Source organism: Williamsia sp. z34 (assembly GCF_059553395.1).
In genome coordinates this window covers 289,334-311,621 of record NZ_JCANWW010000001.1, presented here as the reverse complement: position 1 = coordinate 311,621, position 22,288 = coordinate 289,334, and the positions used below count along the sequence as shown (strand labels likewise).

At 65.1% G+C, this 22,288-nt stretch carries 19 protein-coding genes, 2 tRNA genes and 1 pseudogene; 7 read left to right on the top strand and 15 right to left on the bottom strand.

The window, feature by feature from the left end:
- Positions 1–24: 24 nt before the first annotated feature.
- Complete coding sequence (gene leuC, locus AC51GT_RS01485; RefSeq protein ID WP_496323618.1) at positions 25–1,467, bottom strand: 3-isopropylmalate dehydratase large subunit; 1,443 nt, start codon at positions 1,465–1,467, stop codon at positions 25–27.
- 71 nt (positions 1,468–1,538) lie between these two features.
- Between leuC and AC51GT_RS01480 the strand changes: the two genes are divergently transcribed.
- The gene (locus AC51GT_RS01480; protein ID WP_496323617.1) at positions 1,539–2,258 is read left to right on the top strand and encodes an IclR family transcriptional regulator; all 720 of its coding nucleotides are present in this window, start codon (positions 1,539–1,541) and stop codon (positions 2,256–2,258) included.
- An 85-nt stretch (positions 2,259–2,343) separates the two neighbouring features.
- Entirely contained in the window at positions 2,344–2,856 is a 513-nt protein-coding gene (locus AC51GT_RS01475; RefSeq protein WP_496327629.1) for a pyridoxamine 5'-phosphate oxidase family protein, read from the top strand.
- Positions 2,857–2,955: 99 nt separating this feature from the next.
- On the opposite strand, the gene AC51GT_RS01470 is transcribed toward AC51GT_RS01475, so the two are convergent.
- The 6 genes from AC51GT_RS01470 to AC51GT_RS01445 all read right to left on the bottom strand — a co-directional run bounded on the left by AC51GT_RS01470 (position 2,956) and on the right by AC51GT_RS01445 (position 6,716).
- The gene (locus AC51GT_RS01470) at positions 2,956–3,171 is read right to left on the bottom strand and encodes a hypothetical protein (RefSeq protein ID WP_496327628.1); all 216 of its coding nucleotides are present in this window, start codon (positions 3,169–3,171) and stop codon (positions 2,956–2,958) included.
- 105 nt (positions 3,172–3,276) lie between these two features.
- A tRNA-Glu gene (locus tag AC51GT_RS01465) sits at positions 3,277–3,349 on the bottom strand.
- 32 nt (positions 3,350–3,381) lie between these two features.
- A tRNA-Gln gene (locus AC51GT_RS01460) sits at positions 3,382–3,453 on the bottom strand.
- A 102-nt stretch (positions 3,454–3,555) separates the two neighbouring features.
- Positions 3,556–5,028 carry a glutamate--tRNA ligase gene (gene gltX / locus AC51GT_RS01455; protein WP_496327627.1) on the bottom strand — a complete coding sequence of 491 codons (1,473 nt, stop codon included), beginning with the start codon at positions 5,026–5,028 and terminating at the stop codon, positions 3,556–3,558.
- Between the two features lie 47 nt (positions 5,029–5,075).
- Positions 5,076–5,903, bottom strand: coding sequence for an alpha/beta fold hydrolase (locus AC51GT_RS01450; RefSeq protein ID WP_496323613.1), 828 nt, complete (start codon positions 5,901–5,903; stop codon positions 5,076–5,078).
- Between the two features lie 3 nt (positions 5,904–5,906).
- Positions 5,907–6,716 carry a fumarylacetoacetate hydrolase family protein gene (locus AC51GT_RS01445; protein WP_496323612.1) on the bottom strand — a complete coding sequence of 270 codons (810 nt, stop codon included), beginning with the start codon at positions 6,714–6,716 and terminating at the stop codon, positions 5,907–5,909.
- 127 nt (positions 6,717–6,843) lie between these two features.
- Here AC51GT_RS01445 and AC51GT_RS01440 point away from each other — a divergent pair, with 127 nt between their 5' ends.
- The gene (locus tag AC51GT_RS01440; protein WP_496327626.1) at positions 6,844–8,049 is read left to right on the top strand and encodes an MFS transporter; all 1,206 of its coding nucleotides are present in this window, start codon (positions 6,844–6,846) and stop codon (positions 8,047–8,049) included.
- 96 nt (positions 8,050–8,145) lie between these two features.
- Here AC51GT_RS01440 and AC51GT_RS01435 read toward each other — a convergent pair whose 3' ends face one another.
- Together AC51GT_RS01435 and serA are read right to left on the bottom strand one after the other, a co-directional pair.
- Positions 8,146–9,159 (bottom strand): 3-isopropylmalate dehydrogenase, encoded by a 1,014-nt coding sequence (locus AC51GT_RS01435; protein WP_496323610.1) that lies wholly within the window; start codon positions 9,157–9,159, stop codon positions 8,146–8,148.
- On the bottom strand, positions 9,156–10,751 hold the full coding sequence (serA, locus tag AC51GT_RS01430) for a phosphoglycerate dehydrogenase (RefSeq protein WP_496323609.1): 1,596 nt from the start codon (positions 10,749–10,751) through the stop codon (positions 9,156–9,158). The genes AC51GT_RS01435 and serA overlap by 4 nt, the downstream gene beginning before the upstream one ends.
- Positions 10,752–11,021: 270 nt before the next feature.
- On the opposite strand from serA, the gene AC51GT_RS01425 reads away from it, so the two are divergent.
- A complete protein-coding gene (locus AC51GT_RS01425) occupies positions 11,022–11,684 on the top strand; it encodes a chymotrypsin family serine protease (protein ID WP_496327625.1) in 663 nt (220 codons plus the stop codon).
- A gap of 111 nt (positions 11,685–11,795) precedes the next feature.
- Here the strand turns inward: AC51GT_RS01425 and ilvC are convergent, their stop codons facing one another.
- From ilvC to AC51GT_RS01410, 3 genes are all read right to left on the bottom strand, one after another.
- Positions 11,796–12,797, bottom strand: a complete 1,002-nt coding sequence (gene ilvC / locus AC51GT_RS01420) for a ketol-acid reductoisomerase (RefSeq protein WP_496324094.1) — start codon at positions 12,795–12,797, stop codon at positions 11,796–11,798.
- A gap of 83 nt (positions 12,798–12,880) precedes the next feature.
- Positions 12,881–13,384, bottom strand: coding sequence for an acetolactate synthase small subunit (ilvN, locus tag AC51GT_RS01415; protein ID WP_496323607.1), 504 nt, complete (start codon positions 13,382–13,384; stop codon positions 12,881–12,883).
- Positions 13,381–15,327 (bottom strand): acetolactate synthase large subunit, encoded by a 1,947-nt coding sequence (locus AC51GT_RS01410; RefSeq protein ID WP_496327624.1) that lies wholly within the window; start codon positions 15,325–15,327, stop codon positions 13,381–13,383. Before AC51GT_RS01410 ends, ilvN begins: the two co-directional genes overlap by 4 nt.
- 326 nt (positions 15,328–15,653) lie before the next feature.
- Here AC51GT_RS01410 and AC51GT_RS01405 point away from each other — a divergent pair, with 326 nt between their 5' ends.
- Positions 15,654–16,097 carry a PH domain-containing protein gene (locus tag AC51GT_RS01405; protein ID WP_496327623.1) on the top strand — a complete coding sequence of 148 codons (444 nt, stop codon included), beginning with the start codon at positions 15,654–15,656 and terminating at the stop codon, positions 16,095–16,097.
- A 104-nt stretch (positions 16,098–16,201) separates the two neighbouring features.
- Complete coding sequence (ilvD, locus tag AC51GT_RS01400; protein ID WP_496323604.1) at positions 16,202–18,049, top strand: dihydroxy-acid dehydratase; 1,848 nt, start codon at positions 16,202–16,204, stop codon at positions 18,047–18,049.
- A 110-nt stretch (positions 18,050–18,159) separates the two neighbouring features.
- Here ilvD and AC51GT_RS01395 read toward each other — a convergent pair whose 3' ends face one another.
- From AC51GT_RS01395 to AC51GT_RS01385, 3 genes and pseudogenes are all read right to left on the bottom strand, one after another.
- Positions 18,160–19,188: an aldehyde dehydrogenase family protein gene (locus AC51GT_RS01395; RefSeq protein ID WP_496327622.1), complete on the bottom strand. Its 1,029-nt coding sequence runs from the start codon at positions 19,186–19,188 to the stop codon at positions 18,160–18,162.
- A gap of 25 nt (positions 19,189–19,213) precedes the next feature.
- Positions 19,214–19,744 (bottom strand): annotated as a pseudogene (locus AC51GT_RS01390) (aldehyde dehydrogenase family protein); the annotation flags it as partial.
- Between the two features lie 191 nt (positions 19,745–19,935).
- Entirely contained in the window at positions 19,936–20,967 is a 1,032-nt protein-coding gene (locus AC51GT_RS01385) for a DoxX family membrane protein (protein WP_496327621.1), read from the bottom strand.
- Between the two features lie 107 nt (positions 20,968–21,074).
- Between AC51GT_RS01385 and AC51GT_RS01380 the strand changes: the two genes are divergently transcribed.
- Complete coding sequence (locus AC51GT_RS01380; RefSeq protein ID WP_496327620.1) at positions 21,075–22,217, top strand: PQQ-dependent sugar dehydrogenase; 1,143 nt, start codon at positions 21,075–21,077, stop codon at positions 22,215–22,217.
- The last annotated feature ends 71 nt before the right edge of the window (positions 22,218–22,288 follow it).

Sequence of the window (22,288 nt, the reverse complement as noted above, 5' to 3'; positions counted from 1 at the left end):
TTCAATACTCCTTCTCGTCCGCGCTCAGACCGCGGGAACTGAATCGGTCAGGTCGGTCGGGGCGCTGAGGCGTCCTCGAATCGCAGTGGCGGCAGCCACTGCCGGTGAGACGAGGTGAGTTCGGCCTCCTTTGCCCTGCCGCCCTTCAAAATTGCGGTTCGAGGTCGACGCGGACCGTCCGCCGGGTGCGAGCTGATCGGGGTTCATTCCCAAACACATCGAGCAACCGGGCTGCCGCCACTCCGCGCCGGCCGCCTCGAAGATGTCGCCGAGTCCCTCTGCTTCGGCCTGTAGGCGCACGCGCGCCGACCCGGGCACGATCAGCATCCGAATGCCCTCGGCCACGTGACGACCGGACAGGACCTCGGCAACTGCACGCAGATCCTCGATCCGCCCGTTGGTGCACGAGCCGACGAACACGGTGTCGACCTCGACCTCCCGCAGCGGCGTGCCCGGCGTCAAATCCATGTACCGCAGAGCCTTCTCGGTCGCCTCTGCCTCTGCGGCATCGGCCATCTTGGTCGGGTCGGGCACCGAAGCACCCAGGGGCAGACCCTGCCCCGGGTTGGTTCCCCAGGTGACAAAAGGAGTCAGCTTGCTCGCGTCGATATGAACCTCTGCGTCGAAGACCGCGCCCTCGTCGGTGCGGAGCCGACGCCAGTTCTCCACAGCGGCATCCCAGTCGGCGCCGGTCGGTGCATGCGGGCGACCCTTGACGTATTCGAAGGTTATGTCATCGGGTGCAATAAGTCCGGCGCGAGCACCGGCTTCAATCGACATGTTGCACACGGTCATTCGGGACTCCATCGACAGCTTCTCGATGGCCGGGCCGCGGTATTCGAGCACATAACCCTGGCCGCCGCCGGTTCCGATCTGTGCGATGACCGCCAAGATGAGGTCTTTGGCAGTGACACCGGGCGGCAATTCACCGTCCACATTGATGGCCATCGTCTTGAACGGCCGCAGCGAAAGCGTCTGGGTCGCCAACACGTGTTCGACCTCAGATGTACCGATGCCCATGGCGATAGAGCCGAAAGCACCATGGGTGGCGGTATGACTGTCACCACAGACGACGGTCATACCCGGCAGCGTCAGACCGAGTTCCGGCCCGATGATGTGGACGATGCCCTGACTGGCATCCCCCATGGAATGCAACCGGATTCCGAATTCTTCGCAATTCCTGCGCAACGTGTCGACCTGCAGACGCGAGATGGGATCGGCGATCACCTTGTCGATGTCCATCGTGGGCACGTTGTGGTCTTCGGTCGCGATCGTCAGGTCGGGGCGTCGCACCGGACGACCCGCCAGTCGCAGGCCGTCGAATGCCTGAGGACTGGTCACCTCGTGGACGAGATGCAGATCGATGTAGATCAGGTCGGGCTTGCGGCCCACACCTTCTCCTTCGCCGCGCACCACAACATGTTCTTCCCAAACCTTTTCGGCCAAGGTCATTGGACGTTCGGTCATCATGATCACCAAGTTTCTTCTTCCGATGAGATGGGCTGGCATCTCAGTATGCGAGAGCATAGTATCGACCTGTGAGAAATGATACCGCATCGGCAGTAGCCAGTGGGATCGGTGTTCTGGACAAATCCGTCGCCGTTCTGCACGCCGTCGCCGAGGGGCCGTGCAACCTGAACCAGCTGTGCATACGGACCGGATTGCCGCGTGCGACCGCGCACCGCCTCGCCGTCGGACTCGAAACCCACCGCCTGTTGGCGCGCAACACTTCCGGATTGTGGTGCCCGGGCCCGGCACTCGGTGAGCTCGCCGCCGGAGCGACCGACACGGTGCGCGAGGCCGCCGCACTCATTCTGCCCCGACTGCGGGAGATCACCGGCGAAAGTGTGCAGCTCTATCGCCGAGAGGGCGCCGACCGCATCTGCGTCGCCGCCATCGAACCGCCCTCCGGACTCCGGGACACCGTCCCGGTCGGTGCCCGCCTGCCGATGAACGCCGGATCCGGGGCCAAGGTCCTGCTCGCCTGGGCCGACCCGGCCACCGCCCGGCTCCTGCTGGGTGAGAACGGCTTCAGCGAACGGACACTGCTCGAGGTCCGCCGCCGTGGATGGGCACAGAGCATCGGGGAACGCGAGCCGGGTGTGGCGAGCATCTCGGCCCCGGTCCGCGACAACGCGGGCGAGGTCATCGCGGCCATCTCCGTCTCCGGTCCGATCGACCGGATGGGACGACGTCCGGGTTCACGGTGGGCGGCGGATCTGTTGGCCGCGGCAGAGGCAATCAACAAACGGCTCTAGGGTGGGGTATCGAAAGTCACATCACCGAAAGACAGTGACCTGCCCGGCCTTCGCGGCTCCCGGCAGGAAACGCGAAAGGTAGCCGATGGGAACGAACGAGCGCAGCAAGATCGTGATGAGCGACGATGAGATCGACGACTTCATCGTCCGCAACCGCACCGCCACGATGGCAACGGTGTCCGCCGCGGGACGTCCCCATCTGGTGGCCATGTGGTACGGCGTCATCGACGGCGAGATCTGGTTCGAGACAAAGGCGAAATCACAGAAAGCCGTGAACATCCGCCGCAATCCGGTCTGCACCGTGATGATCGAGGCCGGTCTCACGTACAACGAGCTGCGCGGTGTGTCGATCGACGGGACCGCCGAGATCCTCGACGATCCGGACTCCATCCTGATGTGCGGTATCAGTGTGTGGGAACGGTACAACGGCCCCTACACCGAAGAGATGCGGCCGTACGTCGACCAGATGATGAACAAGCGGGTGGCGATCCGCGTGAAGACCGACCGCGTACGCAGCTGGGACCACCGCAAGCTCGGACTACCCGAAGTACCGCTCGCCGGGACCACGGCGGCATTCCTGAGCGAGCAGGGTTCGTGAGCGAGACCGGTTCCTGAAGTTCCGAACGGGCAACGGCCCCCACATCCGATCGGATGTGGGGGCCGTTGCTCTTCGTCGTCCGCGGGCGGTCGGTGGGCGTCAGCTGTCGAGCTGCGCTGCGATCTCCTCGATGATCGGGTCGCCCTCGGCTGCGGCCGCCACCCGTTCCCGCCACTCGGTCAGTGTGCGATGCCGTTCCCGGCCCTGCGCGGCACTGGCGGGCTGCGATTCGGGCGACGGCATATCGGGTGACACCGACTCGATCTCGAGGTCCAGATCGGCGAGCAACTCGTTCTTCGTCGTCTTCTTGGTCATCGGTCCATGCTGCCCGTCGACTCCCGGAGTGTCCAACCCCGGGGTCGAGGTCCGGACAGAGAAAAACCCTCCCCCTGCAATGCAGGAGAAGGGTTGATCTTGTTGTAGCCCCGACGGGATTCGAACCCGCGCTACCGCCTTGAGAGGGCGGCGTCCTAGGCCGCTAGACGACGGGGCCAGAACTGACACAGTTTTTTAACTCTGTTGTCGCTGGGGTACCAGGACTCGAACCTAGAATGGCGGTACCAGAAACCGCTGTGTTGCCAATTACACCATACCCCATTCGCTGCTCTCCCAGTCGCTTGTGGCGGCTGGAAAAGCAACGAGAAAGAGATTATCAAACCATTTGCCTCAACCTGTAATCGCCAGGTCAGAGGCACTTTTTTAGGCGATTGTCGCGCGTGCTGCCCGCAGCCGGGCCAGGCTCCGCTCGGCGCCGAGGAGCTCCATCGACTCGAACAGTGGCGGACTGATGTGCGACCCCGTCACGGCGACCCGAACCGGACCGAATGCCTTACGCGGTTTGAGCTCGAGCCGTTCCACCAACGCTTCCTTGAGGGCGCTTTCGATGGCCTCAGTCGTCCACTGAGGCAATGCCGACAGCGATTCGATGGTCGCGTCCAGAACGGGGGCCGCATCGGCTCCGAGGTTCTTACGGGCCGCCGCTTCGTCGATCGTGAAATCGTCATCCGACACGTAGAGGAATGCGATGAGCCCCCAGGCGTCCCCGAGGACCTGGATGCGGGTCTGGACCAGATCGGCGACCACGGCCCACTGGGCCTCGTCCACCGGTTCGCTCAACTGACCGTGGTGGACGAGGAAGTCGCGCAACCGCTGCGCGAAGTCCTCCGGTGCAAGCCGGCGGATGTGCTCGGCGTTGATCGAGTCGGCCTTCTTCTGGTCGAAACGCGCGGGGTTCGAGTTCACCTTCGAGATGTCGAATGCGGCGATCATCTCGTCGAGGGTGAAGATGTCGTGATCGTCGGCGATGCCCCAGCCCAGCAGTGCCAGGTAGTTCAGCAGGCCCTCCGGAATGAATCCGCGGTCGCGGTGGTGGAACAGACTCGACTGCGGATCGCGCTTCGACAGCTTCTTGTTGCCCTCCCCCATCACAAACGGGAGGTGACCGAATTCGGGTGTCCGGCTTGCGATTCCGACGCGGATGAGAGCCTCGTACAGCGCGATCTGACGCGGCGTCGACGACAGCAGGTCCTCACCACGCAGGACGTGGGTGATGTCCATCAGCGCGTCGTCGACCGGATTGACCAAGGTGTACAACGGATCTCCGTTGCCACGGGTCAGTGCGAAGTCCGGCACCGTCCCAGCCGGAATGGTGGTGGTTCCGCGAACCAGGTCGTCCCACGAGATGTCGCGGTCGGGCATCTTGAGGCGGACGACGGCGGTCCGACCCTCGTCGCGGTAGGCCTGCTTCTGTTCCTCGGTGAGATCGCGATCGAAGTTGTCGTAGCCCAGCTTGGGATCGCGGCCGGCCGCCTTGTGCCGCGCCTCGACCTCCTCGGCAGTCGAGAACGCCTCGTACGCCTCACCGGCGTCGAGGAGTTTGGCGACCGCATCCAGATGCAGCGGTTTGCGTTGCGACTGGCGATAGGGCTCATGCGGGCCACCGACCTCCGGGCCCTCATCCCAGTTCAATCCCAGCCAGCGCAGCGCGTCGAGGATCGCGGCATACGATTCCTCGCTGTCCCGCGCGGCATCGGTGTCCTCGATCCGGAACACGAACGCACCACCGTTGTGTCGGGCGTAGGCGTAGTTGAACAACGCGGTACGCACCAACCCGACATGTGGGGTGCCGGTCGGAGATGGACAAAAACGGACGCGGACCTGCGATTGACTCATACGCCCAGATTACGCGGGGGTAACAGCGTCGCTGTTACCCCTCACCCTCAGGCGCTGCGCTGCCCCAGGAACTCGACCAGGAGTGCATTGACCTCACCTGGTTGCTCGAGGTAACCGTAATGCCCGGCCTTCGCCACTTCTTCATACCGCGCACCGGGTATCGCGTCGGCGACCTCACGAGCCAGATGCGGTGGCAACGTACGGTCGTCGGCGAATCCGATCACCAACGACGGACGGCTGATCCCGGCATACGCGGCCAGCCGATCGCTCTCGCCGTCGTGCAGGCCGAGCTGTGCCCGCATGCCCGGGGTCACCGTCTGGCCCGAGAACTCGATCACGTCGAGCCAGTCCCGCACCGCGGTGTCGTTGTCGAGTGTGTGCCGAGAAAGATTGAGGTGGGCGGTGATCGCCGCATGGAAGTGGGAGGGCAGGGTGATCTTCTGATCGTAGAGCGCCCGCTCCCCCTCGGAAATCCATTGCTGCAGTGGCCCACTGCGACCGTATGTCGCGATCATCACCGCGCACCGGACGAGATCCGGACGCGCCAACGCCAGTTCCTGGGTCACTTTCGCACCGAGAGAGGTGCCGATCACGGCCGCCGGCCCACCGCCGAGGAACTCGATCAGTGCGGCGGTGTCGGCCACCATGTCGTCGATGGTGAATCCTTCGGCGCATTCGCTCGACGGTGCGATGCCGCGATTGTCGAACGTGACGACGCGGTAACCCGCCTTGACCAGCGCCGGCTGCTGATGAGCTTTCCAGACCCGGCCCGGGCTGCCACTGCCCATCACCATGACTACCAGCGGACCCGTTCCCGAGTCCTCGTAACTGAGCGAGATTCCGTTGACCTGAGCTGTTTTCGGCTGCGGACGCATCTGCTAGCCCCGATCGGCGACCGGGTTGGTCAACGTACCGAGGCCTTCGACGGTCACACTGACCGTGTCGCCGGCGACCATCGGACCGATGCCTTCGGGCGTGCCGGTGAGAATCACGTCGCCGGGCAACAGGGTCATCACGGCGCTGATCCACTCGACGATGTCCCCGACGTCGTGCAGCATCAGACTGGTGCGACTGCGCTGCTTGACCTCACCGTTGAGTTCGGTGCGGATCTCGAGATCGGCGGGATCGATGTCGGTTTCGATCCACGGGCCGAGCGGACAGAACGTGTCGTGGCCCTTGCCGCGCGTCCACTGCCCATCGGCCTTCTGCTGATCGCGGGCGGTCACGTCGTTGCCGATCGTGTAGCCGAGGATGACGTCCTTCGCCGCAGCCGCCTTCACATCGCGGCACGGTCGGCCGATCACGATCGCGAGTTCACCCTCGAAGTCCACCCGGTCCGACGATTTCGGACGCAGGATCGGCACACCGGGTCCGATGATGGAGGTGTTCGGCTTGATGAAGATCACCGGATTCTCCGGTGCCTCCACAACCGAACTGGTCGAGCTCCGCTGCGCTTCGTCTCCGGCCATTTCCTGCACATGCGCCATATAGTTTTTACCGATACAGATCACCTTGCTCGCCAGGATCGGCGCCAGCAGGCGGGTATCGGCGAGCGGCCAACTGCGGCCGGTGAACGTGGGCGTGCCGAAGGGATGTTCGGCAATCTCACGAGCTGTGGCGGCGTCGCCGTCGCCTTCGATACTGACAAAAGCAACCCCATCAGGGCTGGCAATTCGACCTAGTCGCATGACCGCCAGACTATCGCACCGGAACCGTCCCAACTGTCGGGAGTCGCGGTTGGCAACAACAAAGTCGCGGTTCTACTATGTGGACGCTCGGTTTCATATACTGAGACCATCGCGAGGAGGTCGCGCAATGCCCACCGATGCCCGCCGCTGGGCGATGCTCTGCGCCTCCCTCTTGTCCGCGATGGCAACCACCTGCGTCGTCAGCGGTGTCGCATTTCTCATCCCGGAACTGCACCGCTCCGAAGGGATGTCGCTGACCGAGGCGTCAACCTTGGCCGCGGCCCCAACCTTCGGACTCCTGTTGTCGACCTACGCCTGGGGTATCGCCCTCGACCGGTTCGGCGAACGCCGCATCCTGCTGCTGTCACTGACCTCCACCGTCGTCGCCATGACCGCGGCCTGCCTGGCCAACATGTGGGATGCGCCCAAGTCCGTCCTGGGCCTGGCACTGTTGGTCGCCGGTATCACTTCGGCCGCAACCAACGGCGCCGGCGGCCGCATCGTCGTCGGATGGTTCTCACCCGAGAAACGCGGCACCGCAATGGGTATCCGGCAGACGGCGCAACCACTGGGCATCGGTGTCTGCGCCCTGACCATCCCGGTCCTGTCCGAAAAGTTCGGCGTCACAACCGGACTGGTGATTCCTCTGATTGTCACGATCATCGCGGCCGTGCTCGTCCTGGTTGTGGTCGCCGACCCGAATCGGCCATCGACCTCCGGCACCTCCGTCGCCATGTCGTCGAATCCGTATCGCGGTAGCCAGTTCCTGCCGCGCATTCACGGAGTGAGCATTCTGCTGTGCGTCCCCCAGGGCATGCTGTGGACCTTTGTGCCGGCCTGGCTGATCGTTGCGCACGATTGGTCACCGATGACCGCGGGCGTCCTGGTGACGATCAGTCAGCTCCTGGGCGCCGCCGGTCGCATCGGCGCCGGCCGATGGTCCGACGTCTGGGGCACACGCACCAAACCGATCCGGTTGATCTCGATCGGCGCCACCGCATCGATGGGCCTGCTCGCGTTCTCCGACTGGTGCAACAGTCCCGCTGCCGCTGCCATCATGGTGATCGCGAGCGTGATCACGGTGGCCGACAACGGTTTGGCGTTCACCGCCATCGCCGAGTTCTCGGGGCCGGAGTGGAGCGGCCGCGCCCTGGCGGTCCAGAACACCGGTCAATACCTCTGGATGGCCGCGTCCACGCCACTGTTCGGCATGGCCATCGCGGCGTTCGGGTATCCGGCCGCATTCCTGCTCGCGGCCGCAGCGCCCGCCGCCGCGATCGGATTGGTTCCCCCCGACGAGGAACGCACACCGTCGGTCTCGACACCCGAATAACCCCCCAACGCAAACTCGCTCCGCTTCCGGCGACTGCTCCAGTTGTTGCAACAGGAGCGAACGCCGGGAAGCGGAGCGAGTTCGGGGTGGGCGGGATCAGCCGAGGGCTGCGCGGATCCGGGTACCGATCTCCTTGGTGTCGACCGGCAGTTCGCCGCGGCTGGCCAGGTCGGCGGCGACCGCCTGGGAGATCCGGTCGGCCTCGGCGTCGTGGCCGAGGTGTCGCAGCAGGAGCTCCACCGACAAGATGGCGGCCGTCGGATCGGCGATGCCCTTCCCGGCGATATCCGGGGCACTGCCGTGGACCGGTTCGAACATCGACGGGTTGGTACCGGTGGCGTCGATGTTGCCCGATGCCGCCAGGCCGATGCCACCGCTGACCGCGCCGGCGATGTCGGTGATGATGTCGCCGAACAGGTTGTCGGTGACGATGACGTCATAGCGACCCGGGTTGGTGACCATGTAGATGGTCGCCGCATCGATGTGGTTGTAGTCGACGGTGACCTCGGGGTACTCCACCGCGACCTCATCGACAGTGCGCTTCCACATCGAACCGGCAAACGTGAGCACGTTTGTCTTGTGGATCAGCGTCAGGTGCTTACGCCGGGCCTGTGCGCGCTTGAACGCGTCGCGCACAACACGTTCGATGCCGAACCGGGTGTTGACGCTGACCTCGGTGGCGACCTCGTTCGGGGTGCCGACGCGGATGGCACCACCGTTGCCCGTGTACGGACCCTCGGTGCCTTCACGGACCACCACGAAGTCGATGTCGGGATTGCCTGCGAGCGGCGACGTGACTCCGGGGTAGAGCTTGCTCGGACGCAGGTTCACGTGATGATCGAGCGCAAAGCGCATGTTCAGCAACAGACCACGCTCGAGGATCCCCGGCGTGACCGACGGATCGCCGATCGCGCCCAACAGAATTGCGTCGTGGCCGCGAATCGCGGTCAGGTCCTCATCGGTCAGCAGTTCACCGGTGCGGTGGTAGCGATTGGCGCCGAGATCGAACTCGGTGGTCTCGACTCCCGGCAGGACGTGGTCCAGAACGGCCAGCGCTTCGGAGATGACCTCAGGTCCGATTCCGTCGCCGGCAATGACAGCGAGTTTCATGACAGGTCGACCTGCTTGATGAGGGTCGCGCCGACGGCCTCACCGATGGCGGTGAGTACGGTCTCAGGGATCGACTGGCTCACGCGCAGCAAGATGGTCGCGCCTTCGCCCTCGGCGTCCTGCGACAGACCGGCGGCCTGGATGTCGATGCCGGCATTACCGAGCAGGGTTCCGATCTTGCCCAACGAACCCGGCTGATCTCCATAGGAGACAACAAGATTCAGGCCCTCGGCACGCAGGTCGAAGTTGCGCCCGTTGATGTTCACGATCTTCTCGACCTCGGCCGGACCCGATAGGGTGCCGCCGACGTTGAGCACGGTGCCGTCGCCGAACACCGCACGCACATCCACCAGATTGCGGTGATTCGGGCTCTCCGACGCGGTGGTCACCTCAGAGGTGACGCCACGCTCGGCGGCCAGCGCGGGAGCGTTCACGAATGTGACCGGCTCCTCGATGACGGCGGAGAACAGACCACGCAACGCGGACAGTCCCAGGACATCGACGCTGCGCGCGGCGATCTCACCGCGGACGTCGACGCTGAGGTTGGCCGGAACCTGACCCGACAGGGCGCCGACGAGGACACCGAGCTTGCGGACGAGTTCGAGCCACGGTGCGACCTCGTCGTCCACGGCACCACCGGTGATGTTCACGGCGTCGGGGACGAAGTGTCCGGCCAGCGCCAGCCGCACGCTCTTGGCGACGTCGGTGCCTGCGCGGTCCTGCGCCTCGGAGGTGGAGGCCCCCAGGTGCGGGGTCACGACAACCTGCGGCAGCTCGAACAGCGGCGAGTCGGTGCACGGCTCGGTGGCGTAGACGTCGAGGCCGGCGGCGAACACATGCCCGGTCTTGATGGCATCGGCCAGGGCCTGCTCGTCGATCAGTCCACCGCGGGCGGCATTGACGACGATGACACCCTTCTTGGTCCGGGCGAGTTCGTCGGCACCGATGAGGCCGAGGGTCTCCGGGGTCTTGGGCAGGTGCACCGAGAACATGTCGGCGCGCTCGAGAAGCTCGTCCAGGGTGACCAGCTCGATACCCAACTGCGCGGCGCGAGCCGGGGACACATAGGGGTCGTAGGCGATGATGTTGGTCTCGAAGGCGGCCAGGCGCTGTGCGAACAGCTGCCCGATCCGGCCGAGTCCGACCACACCGACGGTCTTGCCGAAGATCTCGACACCGTTGAACTTCGAGCGCTTCCACTCGTGCCGGCGCAAGGTGGCATCGGCGGCCGGGATCTGGCGGGCAGCGGACAGCAACAGGCTGACGGCGTGCTCGGCGGCGGTGTGGATGTTGGACGTGGGTGCGTTGACCACCATCACGCCCCGCTCGGTGGCAGCTGCGACATCGACGTTGTCGAGTCCCACGCCGGCACGGGCGATGATCTTCAGGTTGGGTCCGGCGGCAAGGACCTCGGCATCGACCTGGGTGGCCGAACGCACGAGAATGGCGTCGGCGTCCTTGACTGCCTCGAGCAACTTCGGGCGGTCGGGGCCGTCGACCCAGCGCACCTCGACATCTTCGCCGAGGGCAGCAACCGTGGACTGTGCCAATTTGTCGGCGATCAAGACGACTGGGCGGCCGGTGGGGCTCACAGTAATTTCTCCTGGGGTCGGGTAGCGCCCGGCGCATACCGGGAGCCAGCGAAAGTGGCAACTCCAGCGACCAGCTTAGTTGCCTCCCACAGCGTTCCGTCCCCGGGTATAAGGACGAACCCGGCGCGGACCTGCACGAATCGGATCAGTCCGCCGAATGACCAGGGAAATGCCGCCCCAGAGATCGAATACGTCTATGTTTCTTGTAGGGCATTTACGGCCTCGGGGGAGACAAACCGGGATGAACCATGCCGATGATTGGGGAACCTGATGCTGAAGAAACTGCTGGTTGCCCTGGTGGCGCTGGCGTCGGCTGCACTTCTGGTGACAGGGGGCGGCGCAGCGGTCGCCGCTCCGGCGAAAGTGGCCTTGGGCGGAGGCTCGGGAATCCTGATCCTCAAGGGCGGTAACAGCGCGTCGGCGTGCACGCTGACCACCATCGGCACCGACAACACCGGTGCGCTCTACGGATTGACCGCGGGCCATTGCGGCGAAGGTGGGCAACGGGTCGCCTCCGAGCAGTTCCAGAACCGTGGCGTCCTGGGCCGGATCACATTCTCCAATCACAGACTCGACTACGCGATCATCGCCTTCGATCCGGAGAAGGTCGTCCCGACCCGCACGGTCGGCAACGTGACCATCCGCAGCGTGCAGACCACGCCCCCGCAGTTCCCGGAGATCGCGTGCAAGGAAGGCCGCACCACCGGCAACACCTGCGGCATCACCTGGTTCGCCGACGGCGTCGAACACATCAGCCAGATCTGCGTCCTCGAAGGCGACTCCGGCAGCCCGGTCGTCGTCGGCGACCGCCTCGTCGGCATGGTGAACGCGTACTACTACGTCGGCTGCATCGGACCCGAGACGGGCACCAACATCAAGCCGATCCTCGACGACCTGCCCCTGCGCGGGGTCAACGGATTCCGGGTCTACTGACCCACTCCCCGGGCCCCGGCGCAACTGGTCCGGGTCAGACAAATCGCCCCCACGTCAACAGAAAGGCCCCGAACCGACGGTTCGGGGCCTCTCTATGAATTCGCTTGAATATCAGGCGGTTTCGGTGATCGGGCGATCAACCCAGCTCATCAGGTCGCGCAGCTTCTGGCCGGTGACCTCGATTGGGTGCTCGGCGTTCTGCTTGCGCAGCGCCTCGAGCTCCTTGTTGCCGCCCTCGACGTTGGCGACCAGGCGCTTGACGAAGGTGCCGTCCTGGATGTCCTTGAGGATGGCCTGCATGCGCTCCTTGGTGCCGGCGTCGATGACCCGCGGGCCCGAGACGTAGCCACCGAACTCTGCGGTGTCGGACACCGAGTAGTTCATGCGGGCGATGCCACCCTCGTACATGAGGTCGACGATGAGCTTGAGCTCGTGAAGCACCTCGAAGTACGCCATCTCGGGCGCGTAACCGGCCTCGACCATCACCTCGAAGCCCACCTTGACGAGTTCTTCGGTGCCGCCGCAGAGCACGGCCTGCTCGCCGAAGAGGTCCGTTTCGGTCTCTTCTTTGAAGGTGGTCTTGATGACGCCCGCGCGGGTGCCACCGATGCCCTTGGCGTACGACAGCGCCAGAGCCTGTCCCTCACCCTTGGGATCCTGATCGACCGCGATGAGCGCGGGGACACCCTTGCCGTCGACGAACTGACGACGCACGAGGTGGCCGGGGCCCTTCGGCGCAACCATGCCGACGGTGACGAACTCCGGGGCCTTGATCAGGTCGAAGTGGATGTTCAGGCCGTGACCGAAGAACAGCGCGTCGCCATCCTTGAGGTTGGGCTCGATGTCGTTGGTGAAGATGCTTGCCTGAGCGGTATCCGGTGCGAGCACCATGATGACGTCGGCCCACTCGGAGACCTCGGCCGGCGTACCGACGGTCAGGCCGGCTTCCTCGGCCTTGGCACGAGACTTCGAGCCTTCTTTGAGGCCGATTCGGACCTCAACACCCGAGTCGCGCAGGCTCAATGAGTGCGCGTGACCCTGGCTGCCGTATCCGATGACCGCAACCTTGCGGCCCTGGATGATCGACAGGTCGGCATCGTCGTCGTAGAACATCTCGACTGCCACTTGACTTCCCTTCTTCGGTGAATCTCCCGGCCATCATTGGCCAGGGATCAGTTCTGTTTGTCTAGATTGTGTCAGCGAGCCGCGGACATGCTCTTGGGGCCACGGCCAAGGGCGACGATGCCCGACTGGGCGATCTCCCTGATGCCGTACGGATCGAGCATTTTCAACAGCGCGTCGAGCTTGTCCTGCGTACCGGTCGCCTCGACGGTGATCGAGTCGGGTGAAACGTCGATCACCTTGGCGCGGAACAGGTTCACGACTTCGATCACCTCTCCGCGCGCCGATGCGTCGGCGCGCACCTTGACCATCAGGAGCTCACGGGCCACCGAGGTGCCGGGGTCCTGCTCGACGATCTTGATGACGTTGATCAGCTTGTTGAGCTGCTTGGTCACCTGCTCGAGCGGGAAGTCCTCGACGGAGACCATGATGGTCATCCGCGAGACACCCTTGAGTTCGGTGGCACCGACGGCCAGCGACTCGATGTTGAAACCGCGACGCGAGAACAGCGACGCCACCCGGGCCAGTACGCCGGGACGGTCTTCGACAAGCACGCTGAGCGTGTGGTGGGTGGTCATTTCTGCTCGCCCTTCTCGACGCTGCGGTTCATCGCCTGGTGGATCTCATCGGGATGGGTGGATGCGGCCTCGTCGTCGTCGAACAGTGGACGAATGCCCCGGGCCGCCATGATCTGGTCGTTGCCGGTGCCGGCAGCGACCATCGGCCACACCTGCGCGTCGGCGCCGACGATGAAGTCGATCACAACCGGCCGGTCGTTGATCGCACGCGCCTGCGCCAGCACGGCGTCGACGTCTTCCTCACGCTCACAACGAAGTCCGACACAACCGAGGGCGTCCGCCAGTTTGACGAAGTCCGGGATCCGTTGTGACGGATCGGCATTGTGGGTCGACAGGTTCGTGTTCGAGTACCGCTCCTCATAGAAGAGGGTCTGCCACTGCCGGACCATACCCAGGTTGCCGTTGTTGATCACGGCCACCTTGATGGGGATGCCTTCGATGGCACACGTGGCCAGTTCCTGATTGGTCATCTGGAAGCAGCCGTCACCGTCGATGGCCCACACCTCTGCGTCGGGCATGCCCTGCTTTGCGCCCATCGCAGCCGGGACGGCGTAGCCCATGGTGCCCAGACCGCCCGAGTTCAGCCAGGTACGCGGGTTCTCGTACGAGATGAACTGTGCCGCCCACATCTGGTGCTGACCGACACCGGCGCAGTAGATCGCGTCGGGTCCGGCCGTTTTGCCGATCGCCGAGATCACGAACTCGGGCGACATCGAGCCGTCCGACGGCCGGTCATAGCTCAGCGGGTACGTGCGACGAACCCCGTCGAGGTAGCGCCACCAGGTGCTCAGATCCGGCGCCTCGGTCGTGGTGGCACGCTCGTCGCGGACCGCCTCGATCAGTTCGGTGATGACCGACTTGCAGTCGCCCACGATGGGGACGTCCGCATGACGGTTCTTGCCGATCTCCGCCGGATCGATGTCGGCATGGATCACCTTGGCGTCCGGCGCAAACGAGTCGAGCATGCCGGTGACCCGGTCATCGAAGCGAGCGCCGAGGGTGATCAGCAGATCGCTGCGCTGCAAACCGGCAACCGCCGCGACGGTGCCGTGCATTCCGGGCATTCCCAGGTGCTGCTTGTGGCTGTCCGGGAAAGCGCCGCGGGCCATCAGGGTGGTGACCACGGGAACGCCGGTCAGTTCTGCCAATTCGAGCAGTTCGGCAGATGCGTTTGCCTTGATGACGCCGCCGCCGACGTACAGCACCGGCGCCTGGGCCGCGGCGATCATCCGCGCGGCCTCCCGAACCTGCTTGCCGTGCGGCTTGGTGACCGGACGGTAGCCGGGCAGGTCGATCTGCGGCGGCCACGAGAACGTGGTCTGCGCCTGCAGGATGTCCTTGGGGATGTCGACCAGGACTGCGCCCGGACGACCGCTCTCGGCGATGTAGAAGGCCTCGGCCATCACCTTGGCGATCTCGGTGCCACTGCTGACCAGGAAGTTGTGCTTCGTGATCGGCATGGTGATGCCGGAGATGTCGGCTTCCTGGAACGCGTCGGTACCGATCAGCGAGCGGCCGACCTGGCCGGTGATGGCGACCACCGGAACCGAGTCCATCTGCGCGTCGGCCAGCGGGGTCACCAGGTTGGTGGCGCCGGGACCCGAGGTCGCGATGCAGACACCGACGCGGCCGGTGGCCTGCGCATATCCGGTGGCGGCGTGTCCTGCGCCCTGCTCGTGGCGGACGAGGATGTGGCGGACCTGCTTGGAGTCGAACAGCGGGTCGTAGACGGGGAGCACGGCCCCACCGGGAATGCCGAAGACCGACGTGACGCCGAGTTCCTCGAGCGAGCGCACTACTGCCTGCGCCCCACTGACACGCTCAGGCGCGACCGTACGTCGCTGCTGCGACGCCGGTACGGCCGGTGCGCCGATGCCCGTGTTGCGCGATCCCGTTCCGCGGGGGCCTGGCCCCGGCTGGGTGCGTGCTGTTGGTGCGCTCACTGCACTTTCCCTCTGCTCAGACGTTGCAACTCTTGGGCGGCAACGTCGGTGGACAACAAAAAACCCCCGACAGCGGTGCTGTGCGAGGGTGGCGCGTCGATGCTTTGTGAGTACTTCGTGTACCCGGTCAGGCGGAGACGCGCCGGCCGAGTACGAGAATCTGTTTCTGCATCACAATTAACGAGGCTAGAACTGCAGGTTCGAGGAGTCAAACTCATGCCAGATCGATCCCACATGATGAGATCAGGTGCTCAGCCGGCAGCCACCGATGCGGTGGTGGGAGCGGACCGTCGAAGGCCACTCCCAAGTGATGGAACAATGGAGGTGTGTCTGAGCCAGAAGCAATCGAGTTGCCCGCGGAGTTCCGCATCCACCCCATCTCTTATTTCGCCGTCTTCATGATGGGCGTTTCCGCACTCGTGATGGCCGGGGTTTCATTTACCTACCTCGGCTGGACGTTGCTGGTACCGGTCGTCGTCGCCGTGTGGGTACACCGTCTGCGCACGATCGTCACCGAGGACGGACTGATCACGCGGACACTGCGCGGAGCGCACAGCGCGACGTGGGATCAGATCACCGGACTGCAGTTCCCGCGGTGGGGCGCGGTGCGAGCGGTACTGCAGGACGAATCGACGTTGACCCTGCCCGCGATCAGCTTCCGGGACCTGCCCCGACTGTCCGCCGCCAGTCGAGGCCGCATCCCGGACCCGTACGCGGCGTCGGACTCTGCGGCCGCCGACCAGAGCCGCTCGGACGAAAACGCCTCCTGACCACCGTTTTGAAACGGTGCCGCGCAGCGGAGTAGCGTGAACCGCGCAACTCTCCGTACCGCAGCCCCGGTCGGAGCTGGTCGATAGGCGAGGAACCAATAGTCATGCCGCAGTTGAGGTCACGTACAACCACCATCGGACGCAACGCCTCGGGCGCACGCTCACTCTGGCGCGCCACCGGCATGACCGACGACGACTTCGGTAAACCGATTGTCGCCATTGCCAATTCGTATACCCAGTTCGTCCCCGGCCACGTCCACCTCAAGGACGTCGGTGAGATCGTCGCCGCGGCCGTCCGCGCTGCCGGTGGCGTGCCCCGCGAATTCCACACGATCGCCGTCGACGACGGGATCGCGATGGGCCACGACGGCATGCTCTACTCCCTGCCGAGCCGCGAGATCATCGCCGATTCGGTCGAATACATGGTCAACGCGCACACCGCCGACGCATTGGTGTGTATCTCGAACTGCGACAAGATCACTCCCGGCATGCTCAACGCCGCGATGCGTTTGAACATCCCCACCGTGTTCGTCTCCGGCGGGCCGATGGAGGCAGGCAAGGCCGTCGTCGTCGGAGACACGGTTCACCCGTCGTCCGACCTGATCACCTCGATCTCCGCCTCGGCCAACGATGCCGTGGACGACGACGCACTGCGCGAGGTCGAACTCGCCGCGTGCCCGACCTGCGGTTCGTGCTCGGGCATGTTCACCGCGAACTCGATGAACTGCCTGACCGAGGCCTTGGGCCTGGCACTGCCCGGCAATGGCTCGACGCTGGCCACACACGAGGCACGGCACGCCCTGTTCACCCGCGCCGGAACCGTCGTCGTGGAGGCCGCCAAGCGGTACTACCACGAAGAGGACGAATCGGTGCTGCCGCGAAACATCGCCACTCCCACCGCATTCCGCAACGCAATGGCCCTCGATGTCGCCATGGGCGGATCCACCAACACGGTTCTGCACGTGCTGGCCGCCGCCCAGGAGGGTGAGGTCGACGGTTTCGATCTCAGTGTCATCGACGAGATCAGCCGTAAGGTCCCCTGCCTGTCGAAGGTCTCCCCGAACTCCGATTACCACATGGAAGACGTGCACCGGGCCGGCGGAATCGCCGCCATCCTGGGCGAATTGCGCCGCGCCGGGCTCATCGATGACACCGCGAGCACGGTCCACTCCCCCACCATCGGAACCTTCCTCGACGACTGGGACATCCGCGGCGGCAAGGCCATCGACGAAGCCTTCGAACTGTTCCATGCCGCCCCCGGTGGCGTGCGCACCACCACTCCGTTCTCGACGGCCAACCGGTGGAGTTCACTCGACACCGACGCGGCCGGCGGTTGTATCCGTGATCTCGCCCACGCCTACACCGTCGAGGGTGGACTCTGCGTGCTGCGGGGCAACCTCGCCGAAGACGGCGCCATCCTCAAAACCGCGGGCATCGACGAAGACCTCTGGCACTTCCAGGGCCCGGCGCGTGTGGTCGAATCCCAGGAAGACGCTGTCCAGGCCATCCTGAGCAAGACGATCCAGGCCGGTGACGTCCTGGTGGTCCGCTACGAAGGTCCCGCCGGTGGACCGGGAATGCAGGAGATGCTCCACCCGACGGCCTTCATGAAGGGCACCGGCATGGGCAAGAAGTGCGCCCTGATCACCGACGGTCGGTTCTCCGGCGGATCCTCGGGTCTGTCGATCGGGCACATCTCACCCGAAGCCGCCTCCGGTGGCGTGATCGGACTCATCGAGGACGGCGACCAGATCCTGATCGACGTCAAGACCCGCAAGATCGAGGTCCTCGTCGACGACGAGACCCTGGCCGTGCGTCGCGCCAAGATGGACGCCTCCGAACGTCCGTGGCAGCCCCGTGAGGTCCGCGAGCGCAGGGTCACCACCGCACTGCGCGCCTACGCCAAACTCGCGACATCGGCCGACAAAGGCGCGGTCCGCAAGGTCGACTGACCCCCCTGCGGCGTCCCCACAAACCGCAAACGAGCCACCTATACGAAGACGAGCCACAAATTTGTGGCTCGTCTTCGTGTAGGTGGCTCGTTTGCGATGGGGACCGTGGGTCACTTCAGGTGCAGCCTCTTCATCAGGCGGTAGACCAGGGTGATGAAGGCCATGTATCGCTCAGGGCTCATCTGCGGCGGACGGTCGAATTCGATGAAGTGCTGACTGGCGATCGTCTGCGGTTCGGTGAACTCGAGAAGGCCGACCTCACCGTGTCGTCGGCCCTGACCCGACTTCTTCATCCCGCCCATCGGGGCATCGTTGGACGCATGAGCCGAGGCGTACCCCTCGTTGATATTGACCAGCCCACAGTGGATTTCGGCGCCGATCCGGCGCCCCTTTTCCGCATCCCTGGTCCACACACTGGCATTGAGCCCGTAGTCCGAGTCGTTTGCCCGTCGGATGGCCTCGTCGTCGTCCGACACCTTGTACACCGACACCACGGGCCCGAAGGTCTCCGCGGCATAAACCTCCATCTCCAGTGTCACTCCCTCGAGGACGGTCGGCTCGTAGAAGTACGGACCCAGATCAGGGCGTGCATGCCCACCGACCAGGATGGTCGCTCCCCGCTCTGTTGCATCGGCCACGTGCCGGACGACGGTGTCGAGTTGACGTTGGGAGATCAGGGAACCGACATCGTAGTCGAATCCCGGACCTTTGCCGAGTACCAGTTGGCCGGTCCGGGCGACCAATTTCGCGATGAAGTCGTCGTAGACCTCGGCGGACACAAACAACCGCTCCGTGGACAGGCACAGTTGTCCGGCGGTCGAAAAGCACGCTCGCGCAGAACCTCTGGCCGCTTTGTCCAGGTCCGCGTCGGCCAACACGAGCATCGGGTTCTTCCCGCCCAGTTCGAGCGTGCAACCGATCAGTCGACGGCCGGCAGCTTCGGCGATCCGGCTGCCCGCAGCGCTCGAACCGGTGAACATGATGTGGTCGCAGGCGTCGATCATGGGCTGCCCGATCGTCTCGGGGTCGCCGACCACGATCTGCAACAGCTCGCCGTCGAGGCCACATTCGATCAACAGTTCCCGGGCCCGCAGGGCGCTGCCGCGCCGTCTGGGTGTCAGGTTTGAGGACCACTGCATTGCCCGCGATCAATGCCGGCATCGCGTCACTGATCGACAGCGCGAGTGGATAGTTCCAGGGCGCGATCATCCCGACCACGCCTTTGGGCTGGTGGAGTTCGACGGTCCGCGTCGCACCCGCGATGGCCCCGGCGCGTTTGCGCGGTGCCAGGAATCCGGGAGCGTGGCGTACGTAGTACAGGCTCACTCCCGCCACATCACCGGTTTCTTCGAATGCACTCAGGCGTGATTTGCCGGTTTCGGCCTGGACAATGTCGAGGAGGTCGGCGTTCGCGAGCACCAGGTCATGCAGCCTCGAAAACGGCGCGACCCGATCCCGCGCCGAGCTCTGTGCCCATCGCTTCTGCGCCGCCCGGGCACTGGCGAAGGCGGTCGCCACGTCTGAGGCAGTGGACAACGCAAATGTCGCCAGATGCTCCCCGGTGGCCGGAGAATACGTGGATACGTGCGGTCCGGTGCCGACGATCGACGCGGTCAGTCGATCGGCCACCCCCGGCGAGAGAAACGTCTCTACAGTGTCGCCGGTTGCGTCGGAGAGTTCGGTTTCTGTGGTCATCTGTTCCACCGTTCGTCGATCCCCCGACAGTCTCGGCCACCGTCGCCGGCCCGAATGGAGTAGTCGACTACCCCACTTCTTTCCCCTGGGTTCACCAAACGAGCCACCTATACGAAGACGAGCCACAAATTTGTGGCTCGTCTTCGTGTAGGTGGCTCGTTTGCGGTCGTCGGGGGTCTGAGACCGGGCTGTCAGGGGGTGGGGTTACCCGGGGACTCGAACGGGTTGGTGCCGTTGAAGACGAACCAGATGGCGATCGGGACGGCGATGCCGATGAGCAACCACGCCACCGAACCGATGAACGGCCGGGTGGCCCAGCCTCGACCGAAGTCGAGGGAGATGCGGCCGGGACCGGTCAGGATGATCGCTGCAGCGGCCAGCGCGAGGAACAACTCGAACTCGATGCCACCACCGGCGTAGTCGGGGTCCGAGGCGAAGAACCAGACGCCACCGGCAAGAGTTGCCTTGTAGGCCGAGGCCACCAGCATCACGCCCAGCACCGCCGACCCCGCGACCGGTGTCAGCAGACCCAGCACCAGCATCAGGCCGCCGATGGTCTCGGACAGTGCGCCGAGGACCGCGAGGTATTTGGCCGCGTCGGAATTGAAGCCGATCGAGGTGTCCGGCGCGTTGATCAGGTAGTCCTCGAACCCGGACAGACGTGGTCCGTTCCACCACCCGAACAACTTCTGGCTGCCGTGCGCCATCGCGATCAGGCCGACCCCGAGCCGCAGCAGCAGCAGCCCGAGATCGAGCGTGCCGCGACGTGCCGGCAGCTCGGTCACCAGCGGCGCCACCGGTTCCGGTTCGGCCGGACCGCCGGTGGCGAAGTCGTCATCGTCGTCGTAGCGCGGCTGCGGGCCGTGTTCCCGGTGGAAGTCGTCCCGGTCGATCGCCGCGGCCGGGATGCGTGTTGTCGCGTTGGACGACGGCGCATCGGCCGACGGGGCCACCACCACATCTGTGTCCTGGTCGGCGATACCGGCCGGGAAGGGATCGTTTGCCTGGCGTTTGCGCATGGTGGGGATCTGCTCGGTTTCCTCGAGCTCGGCCTCACTGTCGGAGAAACCGGCTGAGCGGTAGGGCTCATAGCCGTACTCGCCGGTATCCCCCTGGGCCTTCGTCCTGCGAGGGTCGTGTGCCCGGGTCAGGGGCAACTCGATCTGCTCGGTCGGCTCGTCGTATGGGCTCGACCCTTGGCCGTCGGAATCTCGTTCGGTCACACAGACGACCTTAAGGGTTGTGCGCCGGAAGGATGTGCTCACCGGGCCCATCACGGCCGACCAGTTCGCGGTCAACCGGTTCGGGCGCAATCAGTAGGGTGGACGCCATGACTCTGCGCCACCGGCCTGCGCTTGCCCGCCTCGTGGTCTCGCTCGCGGCGGCGGCCCTGGTCGTGACCGGCTGCAACGACGGTTTCGCCGAGCAGGACCGCAACCGTGAGGCCGGTGATTTCTCGGCAAATCAGAACCCGCAGATGCAGCAGCCCTCCCAAACCCAGCCCAGCGTCCCCTCGACCGACCCGGGCGCCGATCCCGGCCCGTGTCCCGACCCCGACCCGGCGGTCATCGCGACGTGTCTCGACGCCACCAGTGGGGTCCTCGCGGCCAGTGCCGATGCCACCTCGACCGTGGTCGCCGAGCGGGTCACCGGCAGGATCGTGCGGACCAAACGCGGTGGCCCGACGACGGAGATCGCGTCGTTGGACGTCGATGCCTCCGGCGATGGCGGTCTGCTCGACTTCGCGCCCTCCCCCGACTACGCGCAAGACCAGTTGGTCTACGCCTACATCACCACGGCAACCGACAATCGGGTCGTCCGGATCGCCGAGGGCGACATCCCCAAGCCGATCGTGGTCGGTATCCCCAAGGGTCCCACCGGAAATATGGGCACGATCTACTTCAAGAGCCCCACCGAACTGCTGGTCGCGACCGGTGACGCGGGCGATCCGGAGTCGGCAGCCGACCCCAATTCGCTTGCCGGAAAACTACTCTCGGTCACCGACCTGTCATCGGGCGGCACCACACAGCCACGCGTACTGACCTCCGGACTCGGCGCCAACCCGGCGCTGTGCCCCGATGTCGTCACCGGCGCGCTGTATCTCTCCGACCGCGCGCCCGCCGAGGACCGCTTGCAGATCATCAGTCCCACCGGTGTCGGACGGACGTTGTGGACGTGGCCGGACAAGCCGGAGACCGCGGGCTGCGCCGCCGTCGGCGGCATGATCGTGGTGTCGCAGACCAGAACGCAGGCACTGCAGTTCTTGAACGCACCGACCGAGGAGAAGCCGGGCATCGAGGCACCGACGACCTTCCTGGACAAGAAGTACGGGGCCCTCGGCCGTCTCACCGCGGTCCCGGCCGGACTGCTCCAGGTCGGAACGGTGAACAAGCAAACCGGGACGGCCGGTCCGACCGACGACCGCGTCGTGATCGTCCCGCTGCCTGCCGGCGCGGCAGATACCAATATGTGAGGAAGACGCCACCATCTGAAAGGGCCCGGCCCGGGGAGTTCGTCGCCCCGGGCCGGGCCCGTTCTCGCTTG

What these genes read in the sequence shown, in the direction of transcription:
- ilvC (WP_496324094.1), bottom strand. Translation starts at nt 12,797, where the DNA reads ATGTTCTACGACGACGATGCCGACCTGTCGATCATCCAGGGCCGCAAG.
- AC51GT_RS01425 (WP_496327625.1), top strand. Translation starts at nt 11,022, where the DNA reads ATGCTGAAGAAACTGCTGGTTGCCCTGGTGGCGCTGGCGTCGGCTGCA.
- ilvD (WP_496323604.1), top strand. Translation starts at nt 16,202, where the DNA reads ATGCCGCAGTTGAGGTCACGTACAACCACCATCGGACGCAACGCCTCG.
- AC51GT_RS01450 (WP_496323613.1), bottom strand. Translation starts at nt 5,903, where the DNA reads ATGCGTCCGCAGCCGAAAACAGCTCAGGTCAACGGAATCTCGCTCAGT.
- AC51GT_RS01440 (WP_496327626.1), top strand. Translation starts at nt 6,844, where the DNA reads ATGCCCACCGATGCCCGCCGCTGGGCGATGCTCTGCGCCTCCCTCTTG.
- gltX (WP_496327627.1), bottom strand. Translation starts at nt 5,028, where the DNA reads ATGAGTCAATCGCAGGTCCGCGTCCGTTTTTGTCCATCTCCGACCGGC.
- AC51GT_RS01470 (WP_496327628.1), bottom strand. Translation starts at nt 3,171, where the DNA reads ATGACCAAGAAGACGACGAAGAACGAGTTGCTCGCCGATCTGGACCTC.
- AC51GT_RS01435 (WP_496323610.1), bottom strand. Translation starts at nt 9,159, where the DNA reads ATGAAACTCGCTGTCATTGCCGGCGACGGAATCGGACCTGAGGTCATC.
- AC51GT_RS01445 (WP_496323612.1), bottom strand. Translation starts at nt 6,716, where the DNA reads ATGCGACTAGGTCGAATTGCCAGCCCTGATGGGGTTGCTTTTGTCAGT.
- leuC (WP_496323618.1), bottom strand. Translation starts at nt 1,467, where the DNA reads ATGACCGAACGTCCAATGACCTTGGCCGAAAAGGTTTGGGAAGAACAT.
- AC51GT_RS01395 (WP_496327622.1), bottom strand. Translation starts at nt 19,188, where the DNA reads ATGCAGTGGTCCTCAAACCTGACACCCAGACGGCGCGGCAGCGCCCTG.
- AC51GT_RS01475 (WP_496327629.1), top strand. Translation starts at nt 2,344, where the DNA reads ATGGGAACGAACGAGCGCAGCAAGATCGTGATGAGCGACGATGAGATC.
- ilvN (WP_496323607.1), bottom strand. Translation starts at nt 13,384, where the DNA reads ATGACCACCCACCACACGCTCAGCGTGCTTGTCGAAGACCGTCCCGGC.
- AC51GT_RS01380 (WP_496327620.1), top strand. Translation starts at nt 21,075, where the DNA reads ATGACTCTGCGCCACCGGCCTGCGCTTGCCCGCCTCGTGGTCTCGCTC.